21 protein-coding genes and 3 pseudogenes are annotated in these 17693 nt (G+C 65.0%); 16 read left to right on the top strand and 8 right to left on the bottom strand.

Annotated elements, in window-relative coordinates:
• Positions 1-90 precede the first annotated feature (90 nt).
• On the bottom strand, positions 91-516 hold the full coding sequence (locus tag AAHG09_RS28700; RefSeq protein ID WP_342111231.1) for a hypothetical protein: 426 nt from the start codon (positions 514-516) through the stop codon (positions 91-93).
• Here AAHG09_RS28700 and AAHG09_RS28695 point away from each other — a divergent pair.
• The 5 genes from AAHG09_RS28695 to AAHG09_RS28675 all read left to right on the top strand — a co-directional run bounded on the left by AAHG09_RS28695 (position 515) and on the right by AAHG09_RS28675 (position 3495).
• Positions 515-763: a hypothetical protein gene (locus tag AAHG09_RS28695; RefSeq protein WP_342111229.1), complete on the top strand. Its 249-nt coding sequence runs from the start codon at positions 515-517 to the stop codon at positions 761-763. The genes AAHG09_RS28700 and AAHG09_RS28695 overlap by 2 nt on opposite strands.
• Before the next feature lie 88 nt (positions 764-851).
• Positions 852-1154, top strand: a complete 303-nt coding sequence (locus AAHG09_RS28690; RefSeq protein ID WP_342111227.1) for a hypothetical protein — start codon at positions 852-854, stop codon at positions 1152-1154.
• Between the two features lie 599 nt (positions 1155-1753).
• Positions 1754-1984: a hypothetical protein gene (locus tag AAHG09_RS28685; RefSeq protein ID WP_342111225.1), complete on the top strand. Its 231-nt coding sequence runs from the start codon at positions 1754-1756 to the stop codon at positions 1982-1984.
• Positions 1984-2220, top strand: a complete 237-nt coding sequence (locus tag AAHG09_RS28680; protein WP_342111223.1) for a hypothetical protein — start codon at positions 1984-1986, stop codon at positions 2218-2220. Before AAHG09_RS28685 ends, AAHG09_RS28680 begins: the two co-directional genes overlap by 1 nt.
• A gap of 204 nt (positions 2221-2424) precedes the next feature.
• Positions 2425-3495, top strand: coding sequence for a hypothetical protein (locus tag AAHG09_RS28675; protein ID WP_342111220.1), 1071 nt, complete (start codon positions 2425-2427; stop codon positions 3493-3495).
• Between the two features lie 33 nt (positions 3496-3528).
• Here AAHG09_RS28675 and AAHG09_RS28670 read toward each other — a convergent pair whose 3' ends face one another.
• Positions 3529-3816, bottom strand: coding sequence for a cupredoxin domain-containing protein (locus AAHG09_RS28670; RefSeq protein ID WP_342111219.1), 288 nt, complete (start codon positions 3814-3816; stop codon positions 3529-3531).
• A 475-nt stretch (positions 3817-4291) separates the two neighbouring features.
• Here AAHG09_RS28670 and AAHG09_RS28665 point away from each other — a divergent pair, with 475 nt between their 5' ends.
• Positions 4292-4582: a hypothetical protein gene (locus AAHG09_RS28665; protein ID WP_342111217.1), complete on the top strand. Its 291-nt coding sequence runs from the start codon at positions 4292-4294 to the stop codon at positions 4580-4582.
• 50 nt (positions 4583-4632) lie between these two features.
• Here AAHG09_RS28665 and AAHG09_RS28660 read toward each other — a convergent pair whose 3' ends face one another.
• From AAHG09_RS28660 to AAHG09_RS28650, 3 genes are all read right to left on the bottom strand, one after another.
• A complete protein-coding gene (locus tag AAHG09_RS28660; RefSeq protein ID WP_342111215.1) occupies positions 4633-4971 on the bottom strand; it encodes an antibiotic biosynthesis monooxygenase family protein in 339 nt (112 codons plus the stop codon).
• 708 nt (positions 4972-5679) lie between these two features.
• A protein-coding gene (locus AAHG09_RS28655) for an IS630 family transposase (protein WP_342111213.1) occupies positions 5680-6641 on the bottom strand; the annotation gives its coding sequence in 2 pieces (ribosomal slippage) (positions 5680-6290 and positions 6290-6641; 963 coding nt in all).
• 152 nt (positions 6642-6793) lie between these two features.
• Positions 6794-7012, bottom strand: a complete 219-nt coding sequence (locus tag AAHG09_RS28650; protein WP_342111210.1) for a hypothetical protein — start codon at positions 7010-7012, stop codon at positions 6794-6796.
• A 195-nt stretch (positions 7013-7207) separates the two neighbouring features.
• Here AAHG09_RS28650 and AAHG09_RS28645 point away from each other — a divergent pair, with 195 nt between their 5' ends.
• Positions 7208-7351: a hypothetical protein gene (locus tag AAHG09_RS28645; protein WP_342111208.1), complete on the top strand. Its 144-nt coding sequence runs from the start codon at positions 7208-7210 to the stop codon at positions 7349-7351.
• Positions 7352-7479: 128 nt separating this feature from the next.
• Positions 7480-7686, top strand: a complete 207-nt coding sequence (locus tag AAHG09_RS28640) for a hypothetical protein (RefSeq protein WP_342111205.1) — start codon at positions 7480-7482, stop codon at positions 7684-7686.
• A gap of 12 nt (positions 7687-7698) precedes the next feature.
• Here the strand turns inward: AAHG09_RS28640 and AAHG09_RS28635 are convergent, their stop codons facing one another.
• Positions 7699-8172 carry a hypothetical protein gene (locus tag AAHG09_RS28635; protein WP_342111203.1) on the bottom strand — a complete coding sequence of 158 codons (474 nt, stop codon included), beginning with the start codon at positions 8170-8172 and terminating at the stop codon, positions 7699-7701.
• 404 nt (positions 8173-8576) lie between these two features.
• Here AAHG09_RS28635 and AAHG09_RS28630 point away from each other — a divergent pair.
• The 3 pseudogenes from AAHG09_RS28630 (at position 8577) to AAHG09_RS28620 (ending at position 12078) form a co-directional block, all read left to right on the top strand.
• Positions 8577-10225 (top strand): annotated as a pseudogene (locus AAHG09_RS28630) (ISL3 family transposase).
• Positions 10224-10840: pseudogene (locus AAHG09_RS28625) on the top strand (tyrosine-type recombinase/integrase); the annotation flags it as partial. The pseudogenes AAHG09_RS28630 and AAHG09_RS28625, both read left to right, overlap by 2 nt.
• A 31-nt stretch (positions 10841-10871) precedes the next feature.
• A pseudogene (locus AAHG09_RS28620) lies at positions 10872-12078 on the top strand (IS91 family transposase).
• Between the two features lie 540 nt (positions 12079-12618).
• On the opposite strand, the gene AAHG09_RS28615 reads toward AAHG09_RS28620, so the two are convergent.
• Together AAHG09_RS28615 and AAHG09_RS28610 are read right to left on the bottom strand one after the other, a co-directional pair.
• Entirely contained in the window at positions 12619-13566 is a 948-nt protein-coding gene (locus tag AAHG09_RS28615) for an NADP-dependent oxidoreductase (RefSeq protein ID WP_342111201.1), read from the bottom strand.
• A gap of 89 nt (positions 13567-13655) precedes the next feature.
• Entirely contained in the window at positions 13656-14024 is a 369-nt protein-coding gene (locus tag AAHG09_RS28610; protein WP_342111199.1) for an HAD hydrolase-like protein, read from the bottom strand.
• A gap of 17 nt (positions 14025-14041) precedes the next feature.
• Between AAHG09_RS28610 and AAHG09_RS28605 the strand changes: the two genes are divergently transcribed.
• The 5 genes from AAHG09_RS28605 (at position 14042) to AAHG09_RS28585 (ending at position 17587) form a co-directional block, all read left to right on the top strand.
• The gene (locus tag AAHG09_RS28605; protein ID WP_342111197.1) at positions 14042-14302 is read left to right on the top strand and encodes a hypothetical protein; all 261 of its coding nucleotides are present in this window, start codon (positions 14042-14044) and stop codon (positions 14300-14302) included.
• Between the two features lie 2 nt (positions 14303-14304).
• On the top strand, positions 14305-14538 hold the full coding sequence (locus AAHG09_RS28600) for a hypothetical protein (RefSeq protein ID WP_342111195.1): 234 nt from the start codon (positions 14305-14307) through the stop codon (positions 14536-14538).
• A gap of 4 nt (positions 14539-14542) precedes the next feature.
• Entirely contained in the window at positions 14543-15061 is a 519-nt protein-coding gene (locus AAHG09_RS28595; RefSeq protein ID WP_342111193.1) for a hypothetical protein, read from the top strand.
• 258 nt (positions 15062-15319) lie between these two features.
• A complete protein-coding gene (locus tag AAHG09_RS28590) occupies positions 15320-16336 on the top strand; it encodes a site-specific integrase (protein ID WP_342111191.1) in 1017 nt (338 codons plus the stop codon).
• Between the two features lie 246 nt (positions 16337-16582).
• Positions 16583-17587 carry a phytanoyl-CoA dioxygenase family protein gene (locus tag AAHG09_RS28585; protein ID WP_342111189.1) on the top strand — a complete coding sequence of 335 codons (1005 nt, stop codon included), beginning with the start codon at positions 16583-16585 and terminating at the stop codon, positions 17585-17587.
• Positions 17588-17693 lie beyond the last annotated feature (106 nt).

Genomic DNA, 17693 nt, shown 5'->3' with positions numbered 1-17693 from the left:
AAATTGAAGAGTACTTCGCGGGTGATTGGCGCGATGGGCGGTATTTACTGCTTGCGCATAGCAAAGCCGAAACCATAGGCTGTCTTGACGTCAGGCGTAGGGGCCGTCGAACAGATCTTCGAGCGCCTTCCGCCGGAACAGCGTGTGCCAGCGTCGCCGCTGATGCTCCGGCCGGTCGTGGATCATGTGGCACCGCTGGCATAAGGCCGCGAGGTTGGCACCCGCGTTGTTCGAGGTGTCGTGGTCCCGGTGGGCAGCGGCCAGGACGACCCTTGTCCGACGGGCTCGCCCGAGGATGTCGGTCTCTGCCGCGATCCGGATCCGGCGCCCCCACCCATCGCGCCACCGTCCGGCTTGCGCGTCCCACCAGCGCCCGTCTCCGAGGTGGTAGACCATGCGTCCGTGCGGACGCCCGCAGCCCTCGCAGCAGCCCCTCGCCCGCCCGAACCGGATCACGGCCGAGAGCTGCGCCCAGTCGATGGGGTAGAAGAAGCGGTGCTCGGGCCGGATCGGCATGATGGCGCAATGTGCCACCGAGCGTGAAGAAAGCGTAGCGGCAGAAGGCTGCTACGAATGGCGGATGGACCTATCTGATCTCCAGTTCTTGGCCTTTCTGGCTGCAGCGATCCAAGGCCTGCTCCTGCCGGTGATGATCACGTGGTGGAAGGACCACCCCAGCATCCCGATTGCTTTGTTCAGTCTCGCGTTCTGGCCTGGCGCGCTGCTCCTGGCCCTGAAGCTGCAACACGCGCGGGATCTGTAACCACGACCTTCGCGGATCCCTGAACGATCACGACCATGGCGACGTTCAAACCCGGACCGATCGAGCTGATCCGTCTGGAGGAATGTCCATGTCGATGAAAATACTGATCTTAGCGACCGCACTCACACTCGCCGTCTCCGGCGCCGCTGTCGCTCAGACCGCGGCCGGCGGAGGCAGCGCCGAGGGCAACATGAACAACCCCGGCTCGGTGAAGAGCAATTCCGAAAAGTCCATGGAGGGCGGCGGCGGCTCGATGGGCACAGGGACGATGAGCACAGGCACGGGTCCTGGCACCGCAGGTGGTCCGCCTGTCAGCACGCCCGGTGCGCCTGCAGGCAGCGGGTCGGGCAACGGGGCGACCGGCAGCGGTGCAGCCCCAAGCGGCAAGTAATTCATCATTGCCTCGCGGTTCCTAATCGCGGGGCATCTTATGTATTCCAGGATTTTACTCAGGCGCTACAAAGCACCGAGGTCCAGGCCTAAACGATACTTAAGTCTCATCGAGGGTCGGCACTCGATGAGACCAGATCGGTAAACCAGTCTCGTCAAGCAGAACTGCTACGCTCAAGGTCATGCCTGGCGACGCGCAGCGATACAGTTTCGCTAAAGCGATTGCCTCGCCGGGTCCGTCAGCGCCCAACGATACTTCGTCGAAAGCTGCGCCTGCATGTCCGGTCTTGAAGCGCAGGACACACTTTAGGTGGTAGATCGGCACTTGTTGGGCCTGCGCACACCGATCTTAGCGACCGCGCAGGAAAAAGAACCACAGCAGGATGACAATCGGAATTGGCACTCCGATCAGCCACAGCAGGCTGCCTGTAAGCATGGCGTCTTTCCTCCGAAGATCGAGTAACGGCATTCCGAGTGAACCGTTCCGCCATTTGGATGACGACAGCTGAGGTGTCTACGTTCCCCGCCAGCGGCCTGACGCGAGAATATCCCCCACGTCGATGAGCTTGAACCACAGCCGACCTGCCCCGTTGATGCCTCATGTCGACGATGGATCCACATAACGATCGCCCCTGCGACCGTCTCCGGTGCAGACTTGCCCTCAGCATCCTGCTCGATGAGCAAGTCATTGCCGCGCTCGCCAGGGCGACCGCCGTTCTCCGTGAAGTGAATGACCCGGCCGTACTTGATCTGGAGCATGCGATCCGCACACACCGGATCGGCATCTTGAAGCAGCGGGCCGTCTTGGGGGCTGCCGGGATCGACCTGTGATGGGACAGCGCCGCCTCTACGTCGTCCGAGGCGCTGCGAAGAATGGCACCATCACCTACAAGTGCCCAACGGCGGACTGGGCCCTGCGGAAGCTGCGAGACTTAACGGCGGCTGGGCGTCAGAACATCACCGTCACCGATCCGGACGGCACCCCGCTGACCGAAGCCGACCTGGTCGGCATCGTGGAAGGCTCGGGCGCTGCCCCCACCGAGGATGTGATACCGGCCGCGCCCTAAATCACACGTCAGCGGCTTAAGCGTAGGGAAGATCAATCTACACAGGGTGGCATGGCCGCAGAAACTGCCGCCATGTTCGCTCCAGATGCATCGACGCGTATTAACCATTCTCTAACAAGAGTTAATATTTCATTGGCGTAAAGCTCGGCTTTGTGAGGAAATACGTAGGCGGGCTGGTGGCCCTCTCCATCCTCCGAGGTCATCATGGTTCGGGTTTCGGCGCCCAGGCTCTCGCTGGGCCTGGGTCTGCGCACGCTTGCGGGTATCGTTGCGCCGCCGGCACTGCTCTTCGCCGGGACAAGCTCGGCCAGCGCTCACGTGAAGTGGTTCTGCGCCTACGACGTGGCCGGCCAGCCGCGCGGCCTCGAACAGGTACTCTGCCCGAACTTCGAGTGGCTCACCGGCCTCGCCATCGTCTGCCTGATGCTCGGCTGCCTTGCCGAGGGCATGCCGCTGGGCAGCGCCCTGATGAACGCCCTGGACCGCGTCACCTCGTGCATCCGGACTGATACCGAGCTGCTGGTCCGCTGCACCCTCGGCTTCTTCCTGGTCTCGGTTTGGGGGCTCGGCGGCATCATCCTGACACCTGAGCTGAAGACCGATGCAACCTGGATCCCGTGGCTGCAACTTGCCATGGCCGTCTGCCTGATCTCGCGCCGGACCATGCCGTTGACCGGCCTGGGCATCGTCTTCCTGTTCTCCTTCGCCACCGCGCAGTACGGCCTATTCCACCTCGCCGACTATCCGGTGTTCCTGGGGGTGGCCGTCTACCTGATCTGCCAGGGGCTCGACGTGAAGCCTTTCAATATCCGTCCCCTGGACATCGTCCGCTGGACAGCTGCCGTCACGCTGATGTGGGCCTCGGTCGAGAAGTGGGCCTACCCGCAGTGGACGAATCCGCTGCTGGCTGCCAAGCCGCAGATGACCATGGGCGCCTCGCCCGAGCTGTTCATGCAGGCCGCCGGCGTCATCGAGTTCACCCTCGCCTTCGCGCTGATTTGGACGCCGCTGGTGCGTCGCATGTCCGCGATGATCCTGGCGGCGATCTTCGTCTCGGCGGTGTTCGAGTTCGGCAAGGTCGACGCGATCGGCCATTCCGGGATTATCGTGGTGCTGCTCGGCATCGCCGCCGACGACGTGCGGTCCGCAGTACGGGTGCGCGATGCGGCCTGGGCCCCGGCCTACTTCGGCGGTGCGCTCGCGATCTTCCTGGCGCTGTACTACGTCGGCCACGAGGCGATGTATGGGGGCTCGATTGGTCTGCCGGTGATCTGAGGCGCTACCAGCCGACACGTGTGGGAAGCGCGCCTACCGCACGTGGACGGCGAGCTTCATTTTCGGATGGATGCCGCAAAGGACGGCGAAATCGCCCTCGGTCGGGAAAGTGATGACAGCTCGGCCTCCGGGCTCTATATCGCCCGAGTCGAATGCAAACGTTTCACTCTCGACGTAGGCCTGATGGACGAAGTTGTCGTCGTTGACCACGGTGATGTGCTCGCCGACGTGGAGTGCGACGTCGCCGGGGCCGAAGCGCTTGCCCTTCTGGGAGATGATGTGATCGGATGCTGAAAGGCTCGCAGTGGCTAAGCCGGTCATGGCGGTCGATCCGAATGCCCCGAAGAGCATCACCAATACCAATTTACGGTTGCAAGGCTGCATCGTATACACCGGACACTGCGTCAATGGTGCTATAATCAAGATTGCAGGGGTTAAGAGCGTCACAAGATTTTGTATTAAGAGCCAAAATCATGTGGTTGTGATCACCCTGCGCGAAAAAAAACAATGCAGGTTAGTTTAGGGCCCGTGGGTGCAGCGATACCTCGCCCGTGAACCGCGCTGGCATCAGCGGGCAGCCATCGTAAGCACGGCGGTGCCGTAGCCAGAGGCCACCCTGTGCCGTGCTGTTCACGTTGGATCGACACGCGGCCGTGGCACACCGGGCAGCGTTTGATTGCGGACGGGTAGCGGGCATGTGCGACGGCGAGACTGATTGGGCGCCACGCGCCATTGCTCCGTACTTCGCATTTGATTTCGTCAGATGTCGGCATGGCGACCAGACTGCCTCGGGCGCTTGAACGATATCAACCTCAAGGACGTTCAGACCTGTCCGATCAGATCGATCCGCCCGGAGGAAAACGCCATGATGAAGACTCTTGCCCTCGCGGCTGCCCTGTCATTCGCAGTCACAGGAGTAGCGTTCGCTCAGATGTCCACAGGAGGCGGCAGCGCTCAAAGCAACATGAACAATCCCGGTAGCGTGAAAAGCCCATCAGAAAAGCGCATGGGCGGCCAGCGAGGCATGATGGGCATGCGGCACATGAAGCGTCATCGGCGTCACCATATGCGCCGTTCGCGGATGTAACTGTCGCTTGCCCCGCGGGTCAGATACCGCGGGGCTCCCCATGGTTGTGGCTAGGAAGCCGGCGCGAGCACGATCGCCTCGGTGACAAGGTGATAGAACCGGCCCTCAAACAGCGTCATCACTGCTACGGTCGCCGCATGCGACTCCGGCCGGATCGACGAAGCGAGGCAGGCGTCCAGGGCTTGCTGGTCCGGGAAGTCCATCTCCAAAATCATCGTGATCGGACGAGCGTCTGGATCCTTGGAGATGAGGCGCTGCACCCGCACCGCTGTGACGCCGGGAAAGCGCCGCCAGAGTGGCTCCAGTTCATCGCGCACGCGGTCGAAGAACTCGTCCTCCCGACCGTCGCGTACCGTACCCTCGTAGATCGCCGTCCTGGTTAGCATCATATCCTCCGGCCTTCAGGCGAAGATCGTCCTCGAAAGGTCATAAGCGATCCTGGACGGCTGACCCAGGCTAGTCACGACGCTGCTGTGGGTACCCCTGCCCACCATCCTCGCATACCAGGACGATACAGCTTCGACCCAGAAGTTTTGCAAACCTGCATTCCGCGGCACCCCATCGAAGCTACCCGGGGCAAACTGAGCCCATTCCGGCAACATGGTGATCGGCCGCATGGCGCAGCTGGGATCATCGGGCATCTGGCCATTGTTGTAGGATGGGACGAGCGGGAAAGAGGTCGCTGTGAGGATCAAGATAAGCTTAGCGTTTGCCGCTCTTGTCGCCGGGCTATCAGGGCCTGTTCCTGCTTGGGCTTGGACTTCACCGGGTTGCACCAATCTGCCCGAATACGAGCGGGCGCTCGGTGCTCTCCAGGGTATGACAAGTGCCTGTGATATGAGCATCGAAAGGGCGAACAGGATCGTGGCTGCTCAGGGATACAGACCCGGAGGGTTATTCGGTGCGCTCATGAGCGGTCCGAGCCAGCCAGTCGCGGGAGCGGTTCCGATCACAGACTACACGGACAGCCGCGAACCGCATCCGCACCTCCGCCGCGTTCACCGCAACACCGTTCATAGCCGTGAAGCCGTCGTTCGCTGAACTGCGCTCGCTGGAGTGGCATGGTTACATGCCCCCCTGGTTAGAGCTGTTCCCACCTATGTAGCGACGGCCAAGTCGTCCTCGTATCCGGCGGCGGTAATGCAGTTGCGGCACTCGTCTGGTGTGAAGCGGGTGAAGGCCTCGCGGATAGCAGCCCAGAGGTCGGGCACAGTGCGGGCGGCGGCAGTCCTGAGCAGATGCTTCAGCTTGGAAAAGATCTGCTCGATGGGATTGAACTCGGGACTGTAGGGCGGAAGGTTCAGGATCCGGGCACCCACCGCTTCGATCGCCTCGCGCACGCCGACGACCTTGTGGGCCCGCAGGTTGTCGAGGATCACGGTGTCCCCGGCTTTCAGCACCGGGACGAGGCTGTCGGCGACGTAGCTGCGGAAGCGGGCGCCGTTGGTGGCGCCATCGACGAGACTGAGCGCGCACAGGCCGGTGCTGCGCAGGGCGGCTGTGACGGTGGCCGTTTTGTAGTGGCCCTGCGGCACGAAGAGCCGGCACCGCTCACCGCACGGGGCGCGTCTGTAACGGCGGGCCATGTTGGTGGCGGCCGCGGTTTCGTCGAGGAAGACGAGCGTGTCCGGGTCGAGGTCGGGCAGGGCCTCGAACCAAGCTTGGCGGGCCTCCCTTACGTCGGCCCGCTCCTGCTCAGCCGCGTAGAGAGCCCCTTTTTGCGGGTGATGCCGTGGCGGGCGAAGAAGCGCGACAGGCCGCTCGTGCTGGTCTGCACGCCCTGCGCGGCCAGGGCGTCGCGCAGCTCGCGCAGGAAGAGTTCGGGCCGGGCTTCGTAGGTGGAGAGGATCCGATCGGCCTGCATCTCGATGGCCGGACGACGATCGTCGCCGCGCGTCGGCTTGGGCGCGACGTGGCTTTCCTGCGTGAACCGCTCCGACCAGCGGCTGGCACTCGACACGCTTACACCGAACCGGGCCGCCGCTCGATGGAAGGAGGCGCCCTCGGCCACGGCCGCCACGACACGCTCGCGCAGATCGACAGACAACGGTGAAGGCATCCAGGGCTCCTTCGCCACCCAACGCTGCAAACCGTTAACCCGTCGCAACGCAGCCGGGCACGGCTCTAAGGCTATGCGAACCGAGTGGGATGCGTGGAAGAGGGGGCTGAGCGTCTGCAAACGCGCAACCTCCGAACAGGTTGATAAGCCATCTACACCAAAAGCGGTTCGCCGAGCTTCATGCCCAGCCGTTTCGCTGCGTCGCGCGACAAGCCGCCGACGATCTCTAACTGCGCCTTGGACGGGACGTTCAGCGCAATAGCTTCCAGCGCCTCGTCTGGCGTGGTCGCCAGTACGGCGTACACGCGCACCGCTTCGCGCTTCTGCGACACGGATACGAGGTAGGCTCGGCGCTTCGGCGGCTTCGGCATGTTGCCGGCTTACGGGCGGAGGGGCTGTCCGTTATCGTGATCGTGTGCCGGTCTCACAAGTTCGACTTGGGATGAGCCTGTAAACCACGCGGATGGGCATAGCCTGGTCGCTCACAATCCCGCCGCGATCGGCGCGCCTGCTGGGGACAATGGCGGGGGCGGCCCGCCGTGTTCGAGCCGCCGGGAGTACCTGCGTTGCGCAACACCCTGCTGGCGCTGCTTGCCGTTCTCGTCGTGATGGTCGCCCATGCCGCCTACCGGCTAGTGAGCCTACCCTTCCGTTTCCTGCGCGGCCTGTTCCGGCACAAAGTTCGGCCGGCCCCGCTGACGGCCCGATAACTTCCCTTCGCTATCCTGCAGTCGGGCCGCGTTGCGTATCGGCCTGCCCGCTGGTGAGATCGGGCGCTCCCCCCGCCCCGTGATCAGATCGGGGCGGGGCCGAGCGGCCGGTATGAAGGGGAGCGCCTGTGCCGGTCCTGCCAAAGCGGAAGCTGTCCGACGCGGAACTGGACCAGTTGGCTCGTGAGCTGTTCGCCGAGGTGCGAGCGCAGCATGTAAAGAAGCCGCAGGGTAAGGCAGACGACGCAACTGCTGACGTCGGGGCGGATCTGCTGGACTGGCTGCTGGATGGCAGCGATGGCGACGGCGGTAGTGCTGATTACAGCGGCGATTGAGCCGCCCGCGCCTCAATCCCTGAAGATCCGGACCTCGCCACTAGAAAGTTCATCGCGTTGGTCGGCGCACCACTGCTGCTCACCGACCTCTTTCACCTCGGCGTAGCGTCGCGCCAGTTCGTCCTTAAAGGCGGCGTTTGCCCTATCTGGACCAAGCACCTTGGTAGCTACGTCACGCGCGGTCTGTGAGATCCGCAGGGCGGTCGTCCCGTCGATCGCGAAGTGCTTGCCGCAGAACGTGATGATAGCCGATTGCGCGCTGGACGCTCGCAGCAGGGCAAGAGCCTGCTCATCCTGGGTTTGGGCGTAGCTGGATGGGGCATAGAGGCCGGCGGCAAGGGTCAGGGCAATAGGGGCTCGGCAGCGCATGACCACGTCTCCGGCAGCCGCACCTCCTGCTTTCACCAGCGGGGCAACGACGCGGTGGATCGTAGGTTGGATACAGGCCGAGCGCGATGCGGCCGATCGATCGCGGATGGCATCCATGCGATCCTCTTAAGGCAACTTGATCCGATAGCCGTCGAGCGGTGCAAGGGTTCGCTAACCCAAAGTCTCCAGCGTCGCTGCCATGTCTCGGCGAACCCTTCAAACCCTGAAAGGCGCTCTTTGGATCGCCGTTCTTGCTCTGTGCTGCTTCTCGGCCTCTATGCTGGTAGAGGCTAATCGTCCCGCAGAACGAGCCGTAGCGCACCTGCCGTCTGCGGATCCCACAACGACCGGAGCTATCGATCGCGCTCCTATCCGATGGTGTGGTGCTGCCTCTTGGTGTCGCTAAACCTGGGCTGCCCCCTGAAAAGTGGCTCTTCGCCAAGTTTGGTGGATTGGGTTGGTGGGAGGGATGCCGGAAGGTAGCTCCTGGCTGAACCGGGCGGGGATTCTCAGATCAGGGTATGACCCTTCTCTGTCACATCCCCGGTTGTCGCCTTCTCCACGTCACGCGTGAGGAGAGCACTGCCGTTCGCATTTCCGCTCAAGCGAAGCGCGGTCATGCCCGTTGCCCACGCTGTCGTACGGTCAGCCGGTCGGTGCATAGTCGCTATCACCGGCGTCCCGCCGACCTGCCGACGAGCGGTCAGGAAGTGCGTCTGACCCTGACGATCCGACGTTTTTACTGCCACGACCCTGCTTGCGCCCGCCGAACCTTTGCCGAGCGTCTGCCGGGCCTCCTCGACCGCTACGCTCAGAGAACCTGCCGGCTGGCCGATGCTCAGGTTCGGACCGCGCTGGCGCTCGGTGCCACACCCGCCGCCCGGCTGCTGCCGCACCCGGCGATGCCCACCAGTGCCACGACGCTGCTGCGGGGTATCCGCAAATGTCCGCTGCCGACCGGATCCAAACCGATCATCGTCGGTGTCGACGACTGGGCTCTGCGCAAGGGCCGAACCTATGGCACCATCCTTGTCGACCTCGAACGCCGCCGCCCCATCGATCTGCTGCCGGATCGTTCGGCCTCGACGCTAGCGGCCCGGCTCCGGCGCGACCCACAGGTCCAGGTCGTGGCACGGGACCGCTCGACCGAATAGCGCGTGGGACCGCCATGGGTGCGCCCGATGCCGTTCAGGTCGCGGATCGGTGGCATCTCCTGCTCAATACCCGACAGATGGTCGAGCGCTGGCTCGCCCGCGTCCATTCGCGTCTGAAGCTGTTGCCGGCCGTGGCCCCGTCATCGCCATCGATTCGGCGCGTCATGCCCTACCCGCGCGCACCGTCCGAGATGCTCGCGCGGGCCGCGGCCCGCGGTCGATGGGAAGCCGCCTATGACGACGTGCGTCGCCGCCATGCGGAAGGACACTCGCTTCGGCGCATCAATCGCGAGACGGGCTTGGCCCGCGCCACGGTGCGCAAGTACGCCTTCGCCGCGAGCTTTCCCCGGAACGGCATGCGCGAGCCGAAGCCGAGCATGCTCGATCCTTATCTCTGGCATCTGCATGGCCGCCTCGATGAGGGCTGCGAGAATGCGGAGCAGCTCTGGCGCGAACTTCAGGGTATCGGCTTTGCCGGCACCTCGAAGCAGGTGCATCGCTGGTTGTCCGAGCGCCGCGTAGGCCTGGCCGGAACGACTATTCGGTCGTCGCCAGCACCGACCGACACCCGTGTTCTGACCTCCACCGCATCACCCCTGGCCTCATCCAAGCAGTTGTCCTGGTATCTCCTGCGGGAGCCCGAAGACCTCGGCCCTAAGGCGGCCGCGGTCGTCTCGCGTGTCCTGCAGGATACCGAGGCGGCCAAGGTGGTCGATCTCGGCCGCCGGTTCTGCCGGATCGTCCGGAGCCACTGTGGCCAGCAGCCATCAGGAAAATCAGATGTCACGGCGTTCGATCAATGGCTGGGCGAAGCGCAAACCTGCGGTGTCCGGATCGTCGAGAGCTTCGCTGCTAGCCTTGGCCAGGATAGAGATGCTGTTCGGTCCGCACTGACACTGCCTTGGAGCAGTGGACAAACCGAAGGCCAGATCACGCGTCTCAAGCTCTTGAAGCGCGCCATGTACGGTCGCGCCAATCTCGACCTCCTACGACGACGGTTCCTCCTCGCAGCCTGATCCACCAAACTTGGCGAAGAGCCGCAGGCTGGTCCGCCTCAACCAGCCGCGCACCCTGCCCGACGTGCTGAGCGCCGACGAGGTCGGGCGTCTGCTCGATGCCACGGTCTGCCTGAAGCATCTCGCCGCCCTGTCGCTCGCCTACGGCGCGGGCCTGCGCGTGGCCGAGGTCGCCGCGCTCAGGATCGGCGATATCGACTCGACCCGCATGATCCTGCGGATCGAACGCGGCAAGGGCGGCCGCGACCGCAATGCCATGCTGTCGGCCGATCTCCTGGACCTGCTGCGGCGCTGGTGGAGCGAGGGACACCGGCAGGGTGTCCTGCAGCGTCAGGGCTGGCTGTTCCCGGGGCAGGACTGGGCACGACCGATCAGCACACGCCAGCTTCATCGCGTCGTCGTCGAGGCGGCGCGCGCGGCCGGGATCTCCAAGCGCGTCGGTCCCCATACCCTGCGCCATTCCTTCGCCACCCATCTCCTGGCGGACGGCGTCGACATCCGCGTCATCCAGGTCCTGCTGGGACACAGCCGGCTCGACACCACAGCCCTCTACGCCAAGGTCGCCACTCGGACGGTGCGGGCGTGACCAGCCCCCTCGACAGGCTCGCCCTGTTCCACAGGCGGGGGCCAGCGCCGGGCTGTGACGATGCCCGCCGCGATCGAGTTGGCCGACGTCTTTCGCGCCGCCGGTCCGGCCTATCGCGCCGAGCAGGCCGGCCATCTGAGCTTGGATACGCTGAAGGTAATGGCGGCGATCGAGCGCTGCCGCACCGCCAGCCTCGGCGGTCATGTCGAGGGCTGCGGCGCGTGCGGCCACCTGCGCGTCGCCTACAACTCCTGTCGCAACCGGCATTGCCCCCGGTGCCAGGGCGCGACCGCCCGCGACTGGCTCGCCGCGCGAGGCCGACCTCCTGCCGGTCGGCTACTTCCACGTCGTCTTCACCCTGCCGGCCGAGATCGCCCCCATCGCGTTCCACAACAAGGCCGCCGTCTACGATCTGCTGTTCCGGGCGGCGAGCACCACCATGATGCGGATCGCAGCCGACCCGAGGCACCTCGGGGCCCGCATCGGGCTGACCGCCGTGCTCCACACCTGGGGCTCGGCCATGACCTACCATCCTCATGTCCACATGATCGTCCCCGGCGGCGGCCTCTCCCCGGACGGGACCCGCTGGATCGCCGCGCGCCCCGCCTTCCTCCTGCCGGTGCGGGTGCTGGGCCTGCTGTTCCGCCGCCTGTTCCTCGAAGGGCTCGCCGCGCTCCACGCGGCCGGGGCGCTCGCCTTCTTCGGCGCCCTGGCCCCACTCTCGGATCCCAGGGCCTTCGCCCGCGCACTCGCCCCGGTGCGCCGGAAGCGCTGGGTGGTCTACGCCAAGCCGCCGTTTGCCGGGCCGAAGGCCGTGCTCGCCTATCTGGCGCGCTACACCCACCGCGTCGCCATCTCCAGCCGCCGCATCCTCGCCTTCGACGGGGCGAGCGTCAGCTTCCGCGTCAAGGACTACCGGCGCGACGAGGCCGGGCGGCCGCGGGTCATGACCCTGTCGGCCGCGGAGTTCATCCGGCGCTTCTTGCTCCATGTCCTGCCGCGCGGCTTCCACCGCATCCGGCACTATGGCCTTCTCACGGGCTCGAACCGGACGGCAGGGCTGGACCACATCCGCGCGGTCCTCGGCGTCCCGGTCCCGCCGCGGCCCAGCGCCGACGCACCCGATCCGCAAGACAGCCCCGGCCAGGCCCAGCCACCTTGCCCCTCCTGCGGCGGTCCCATGACGATCGTCGGGTCCTTCGCGGGCTGGCATCAGCCCCGTGGGCCGCCGTTCCGCTCCACGTCGCACCCGGCAGGTTCGCCATGAGCCGGCATGGCCTGACGCCGCCCATCACCCGAGGAACCGCGCCTCGGAGCATGCCTCACCCTGTGCCGAACCTCAGGATGAGCCGTGCACCCGCGGTCGTCGAACCCCGGTTCGCTTCGCCAAGCGCTGAGGCCCCGCCAATCCGGGGACTTCCAAGCACGCCACCGGCGAGGTTTGCCCGCCGTTGCTGCGCCACTGGGGGCGACGCCCAGCCCAAATCCCCATAGGCCCGCCATCCCGCGGGTTCGTTCATCCACGACTTTCGTACGCCTCGCGGCGACCGAAACTCTTCAGGATTTTCCGCTGGTCCGCTTCCGGGCGACGAGCGAGGAAAGCGGACGTAAACGGTCCGCTCGCTCCCGACCCACACTGGACACAGTGAGAGCCGCAAAGTCCTCCCGTAAGCGCACCAATGGCATGGCTGCTCCTGATGCTCGGCTTCATGGGCAAAGCCGATGTCCGTGGTGCACCTTACTCGACAATAGGGCACGCAGGCTGACATCCAGCCACCTTCTTGATGGTGGCCGGACGCCCGGCTCATCAGGAGCGTTTGAAGTCCACGATCAGGCGACCTGTTGTGTCGCCCCCTTGGTTGATGTCCATCGCCTTGAGCAGCTCGTTACGCCCGAAGACGCGGGCGACCTTGGACGTGAGCCTACCCGACGCGAGCAGCCCCGCGATCATCTCCAACTGATGTGCGTCAGCTTCAATGACGGGGAAGTAGCCGCGCAAGCCATCCGGCGCGTTCCCAAGGATGGCGGGATCAGAGGCGCTCACTATGGCGCCACCGGGCTTGAGCACGCCCCAAGAACGCGAGGTCGTGTCCATGACGCCGCCGATCAGGACAAAGTCGAGCACGAGATCGATGTCGCGAGCGTGATCTTCGAAGCGCTCCGTGTGGTAATCGATGACGGCGTCCGCCCCGAGACCCAGCACGTAGTCGCGATTCTTTGCGGACGCGGTGCCGATCACGTAGGCACCCGCAGCCTTGGCGAACTGCACGGCGAAGGCACCCACCGTTCCGGACGCGCCGTGGATCAGGATGCGCATCCCCGACTGCACCTCACCCGCTGCGTGCAGATCCTGCCACGCCGTAAGCGCCGGGATCGGCAGCGTCGCGGCGTCGATGTCGCTCAATGCTTCGGGGACACGCGCCAGTATCATTTCGTCGACTGCGATCGTCTCGGCGTAGGCGCCGAGCCGGGTCGACATGGTCATCACCCGGTCGCCGATCGCGAACCGTGACGCAGCCTCACCTAGGCGGACGACATCACCGACGAAGTCGACGCCAAGTGTCGCGGGCAGTTGCAAAGGCATCACGTCGCGGACGTAGCCCTCGCGGATCTTCCAGTCGAACGGGTTGATGCCCACAGCGCTCACTGCAACAAGAACCTCTCCGCGAGCGGGCGAGGGGATGGGCGCGTCGTCGAGCCGGATCTGTTCCGGACCGCCGTAGCCATGCAGACGGTAGGCTTTCTGTGTGTTCATGGGGCAGCTCTACGATCCTCCGTGAGACTTGTACGATGGCGAAACAGCGTCACGGGTCCACAGGCTCGCCTCTTCCAGACGTACCGGCCTCATTTGCGACTGAACGGAGCGTTTGACGCGATGAGGCGACCGGCGATCGTCGTAAGATCGTTCGCGACGATGTCCGGCGCTTTGCCGAGGGAGATCGGTGCGTTCTCTGGCCTGAGGACGAGTGCCGTTCGGTATCCGGCGGCGGCGGCGCCGAGCGTGTCGAAGGCATGGCATGAGACGAGCCAGAGGTCGGACGGCGCGACACCGAGCGTGGCGGCGAGCGCGATGTAGCTCTCTCTGGCCGGCTTGTAGCGATGCACGTGATCGTCGATGCTGTACAGTGCGGAGAAGTGCTCCCGGATCCCCGCATGGGTGAGCTGCTGGTCGACGCCTGCGGTGGGGTTGTTGCTGAGCGTGATAAGCGTCATTCTTGAAAGTTGCGGCGATGGCAGACCGCAAGGGCCGTGATGAAGTTAAGCCGACGCTATCTTCGCTCGGCCCGGCCGATCGGGAAGCCCTCGGCGAGGCCGTGTTGCAGGACATGGCTGCGAGAGACTCGGGGCACGTCGCCGAACGTCTGCGCCACGTCGTTGAGCAGCTGGCGGCTGAAGGCGTGTTCGCCGGCATGGATGAGGCTCAGGTTCACGCGATCCTACGCGAGGCCGTCGAAGATCTCGGCATTTCGCCGCAGCGCGGGGCCAACTGACCATGCCGGGCGACACCTACGCGCCACTGCGGGACGCAGCATCGTCCGCCGCTCGCAATCTCGGGCTAGCCGCCGACGTGCAGCAGATCTCGGCCGAGCATTGGCAGCGCGTGCTCAATGCGGTCGAGGCGCGCGCCAGGATGCGGGGGCTCACCCTGCCGGATGGCTGGCGCGGGGAGCTAGCCGAGCAGATGGGGCGGGACGAGGCCGAGACGTTCACTGGACCGAAGAGCTAAGCCTATGATCCGCGCCAAGGGCCGTCGCCCTCTGACCTGCCATCACGAAGCCGGACACGCTCTGGTGCGCTGGTACTTCGGGTACGGCACGGATCGCGCCGTGGTCCAGACATACGAAGAGTACCGCGCTGGCAAGCGTGTCCGAGACCGCCGCGGGCGCCTCGTGACGTGCGAAGGCCTTGTGACCGGGTACGATATCTATGGCCAGCCGTGGGGGCGCATCGAGTTCCACGGGAGCCTTGAAGACGCCGCTTGGATTGATCAGACGCGAACCGTCAGCAGGGAAATCGAACTGACCTTCTGCCTCGCGGGGTTCTACGCTGAGGCCGCTTACACACGCCGCTCAGTCGGCGGATGTATACTCGACGGTGGTACTATGGATATGAAGGGGGTCAGCGGGATCCTCAATGCTTGGTATGAGGACGAGAATGAGGCTCGTCGGACGGCGAGCTTAGTTGCCGAGGCGCGCATCAGCTCTCGTGCGGTCGCCACAAGGATCAGCCGCGATCAAGGCTATGGCTGATGCTCTCCTAGCTCGGGGCCAGATTTCAGGTGACCGGATAAGCGCCTTGTGCCGAAAGGCATATGGCGGGCGAGAATGCCGGTTTGGAGCTTGGATCAGCCATTGGCCGCCGACGCTGGCACAGATCCGTAGCGGCCATATCCCAGATCCACCCGCGCCATCGCGAGCGGCAGCATGATAATTGAAGCACGAGTTGAGCCTAAAATCCTTCCGTCTGAAAGTGACGCACGTTGCGACACTCTACCAGCTGAAGCTGCCGTGATCGTCCGCGCCTATCAGCAGGCCAGCAAGGCTGATGCGACCGTGCGGGCCTACACGTCCGATGCGCGGGTGTTCCAAGACTGGTGCCGGCGGTACGGGTTCCGGCCGATGCCGGCGAGCCCTAAGGCCGTTGCGGGTTTCATCGTCTCCGAAGCGGAGGGCGGCCGAGCTGCATCCACTCTCGGTCGGCGGCTCGCCGCGATCCGGTTCGCACATAAGCTCGCGGGCGAGGCAGACCCTACGGACAACGAGGGCGTGCGGTCCGCTATGAAGGGCGCCAGGCGCAAGGTGGGCGTTGCCCCGACGCAGAAGGTCGCCGCAACCGCGGAGATCCTGGCCGCGCTCCTGATGCGAACCCCCGACACCCTGACGGGCAAGCGGGATCGCGCTTTGCTCGCTCTCGGCTTCGCGGGCGCGTTCCGCCGGAGCGAATTGGTGGCCCTCGATGTCGAGGATCTGCGCGAGGATCCAGAGGGCCTGCGCGTCATGGTCCGGCGGTCGAAGGTAGACCAGGAGGGCAGGGGCTTCGAGAAGGCGATCCCGCACGGCCGGTTCATCCGCCCCGTCGCCCTGGTCCGCGAATGGCTTGATGCGGCCAGCATCGTCTCGGGTCCGGTATTCCGGCCGGTGTCTCAATCCGGACGTGTCCGCAGTTCTGCGGGAGCGTCGAAGGCTAAATTGAGCTTAGGCCGCGATGGGGTGGCGTTTCACCACCCCACGGAAGGCGAGGGACCGATCCCCCACCCTTCACGTCAGATTGACGTAAAGTCGCCCCGTCTCACGACGCAGGCCGTCGCCGACATCATCAAGCGTTACTGCACCGCTGCCGGGCTCGACGCGTCGACCTTCGGAGCGCACTCCTTGAGGGCCGGCTACATCACGACGGCGGCCGAGCGGGGCGCCGATCTTGCGCGCATCATGGACCAGTCAGGCCACAGGGATCCGCGGACGGTCGTCGGCTACATCCGCCGCGCCAATGCCTTCAAGGGACACTCGGGGAGCGGGTTCTTGTGAACACCCCGTACCGATCCGAGTGACTAACCCTGTGCAGCGAGGCTCGTCACACCGCGGCAACAGGAGCGGAGAAACTACCTACTCATAACTTCCGCGCGAACACTTTCGGCATTGGTCTCGTTAGCCGCGTCCAGATTTTGCCTTGCTTGATTGCTGTCTTGGAGACGGCCGGCATTAAGAGGGCTGGTTTGCGAGATCTAAGGGCCAGCAACAATGTCGATCGCTCGAACCATTCGCAGCACTCTCATGTCGCCGCTTTGGCTGGCACAGATCGCCTCCGGCGCGAAATCCTTCATCGACAACCCGATCCTCGGCTCCGAGCGCCTCAACCGCGCCGGCCTGCATACGCTGCGGGTGCGTCTGGCCCACGCCATGGCGGGTCTGCGCCGCCGACAGCTCGCCCATCTGGTAAGCCCCCAGGACCGGACCGACTTCGCCCGCGACGGCTTCATCAGGCGTGCGGACTTTATGCCTGCCACCCTGTACCGAGGGGTTTATGCTGAGGTCACCAGCATCACCGCCCAGGGCCGGGAGCAAATTCAGGGTGATACCGTCACCCGTCGCATCCCCCTTGATCCGGCGACGCTCACGCGGATGCCGGCTGTGCGCCAACTCCTGGCGATGCCGGAGTGGAAGAACCTGCTGCGCTACGTGTCGAGCTTCAACTGCGAGCCGATCCTGACGGTGCAGACGATCCTGTCGCACGTCACTGACGCGCCACCGGACCCGCAGACCAACTTCCACATCGACACCTTCCACCCAACTATGAAGGCGTGGTTGTTCCTGACCGATGTCGCCGCCGACGAGGGGCCGTTCACCTACGTGCCGGGCTCGCACCGGCTGACCAAGCGTCGACTCGCTTGGGAGCGGCGCACCGCGATCAACGCGGCCAGCGGCCTCGACCGCCTCAGTGGCCGCGGCTCGTTCCGGGCGAGCCCTGCCGAGCTGAAGCGGATGGGCTACGCCGACCCAGTGGCCTTCGCGGTTCCGGGCAATACGTTGGTGGTGGGCGACACGGTGGGCTTCCACGCCCGGGGGCCGTCCCTGCGGCCAGCGGTACGCATCGAGGTCTGGGCCTACGATCGGCACAACCCGTTCCTGCCGCTCGCCGGCTTCGACATATGGTCGCTCACCGGCCTCGCCCGCTGGCGCACCCGGATCGAGTGGTGGCTGCTCGACCGACTTGAGCAGCTTGGCCTGCGTCGCAATGTCTGGCGGCCGGTAGGACGACTAGGGCGTGTCATCGCTTGAGCCAGTCGAGGGCTGCGGCGAGGGACAGAACGCCCATGAAGCTGGTGGCGGTTTTCTCGTAGCGGGTTGCGATGGCACGCCATTCCTTGAGCCTCGCCCAGAGGCG

This window comes from Methylobacterium guangdongense (genome assembly GCF_038442355.1).
GTDB classification, from domain to species: domain Bacteria; phylum Pseudomonadota; class Alphaproteobacteria; order Rhizobiales; family Beijerinckiaceae; genus Methylobacterium; species Methylobacterium guangdongense.
This window is presented reverse-complemented; position numbering and strand designations above follow the sequence as displayed.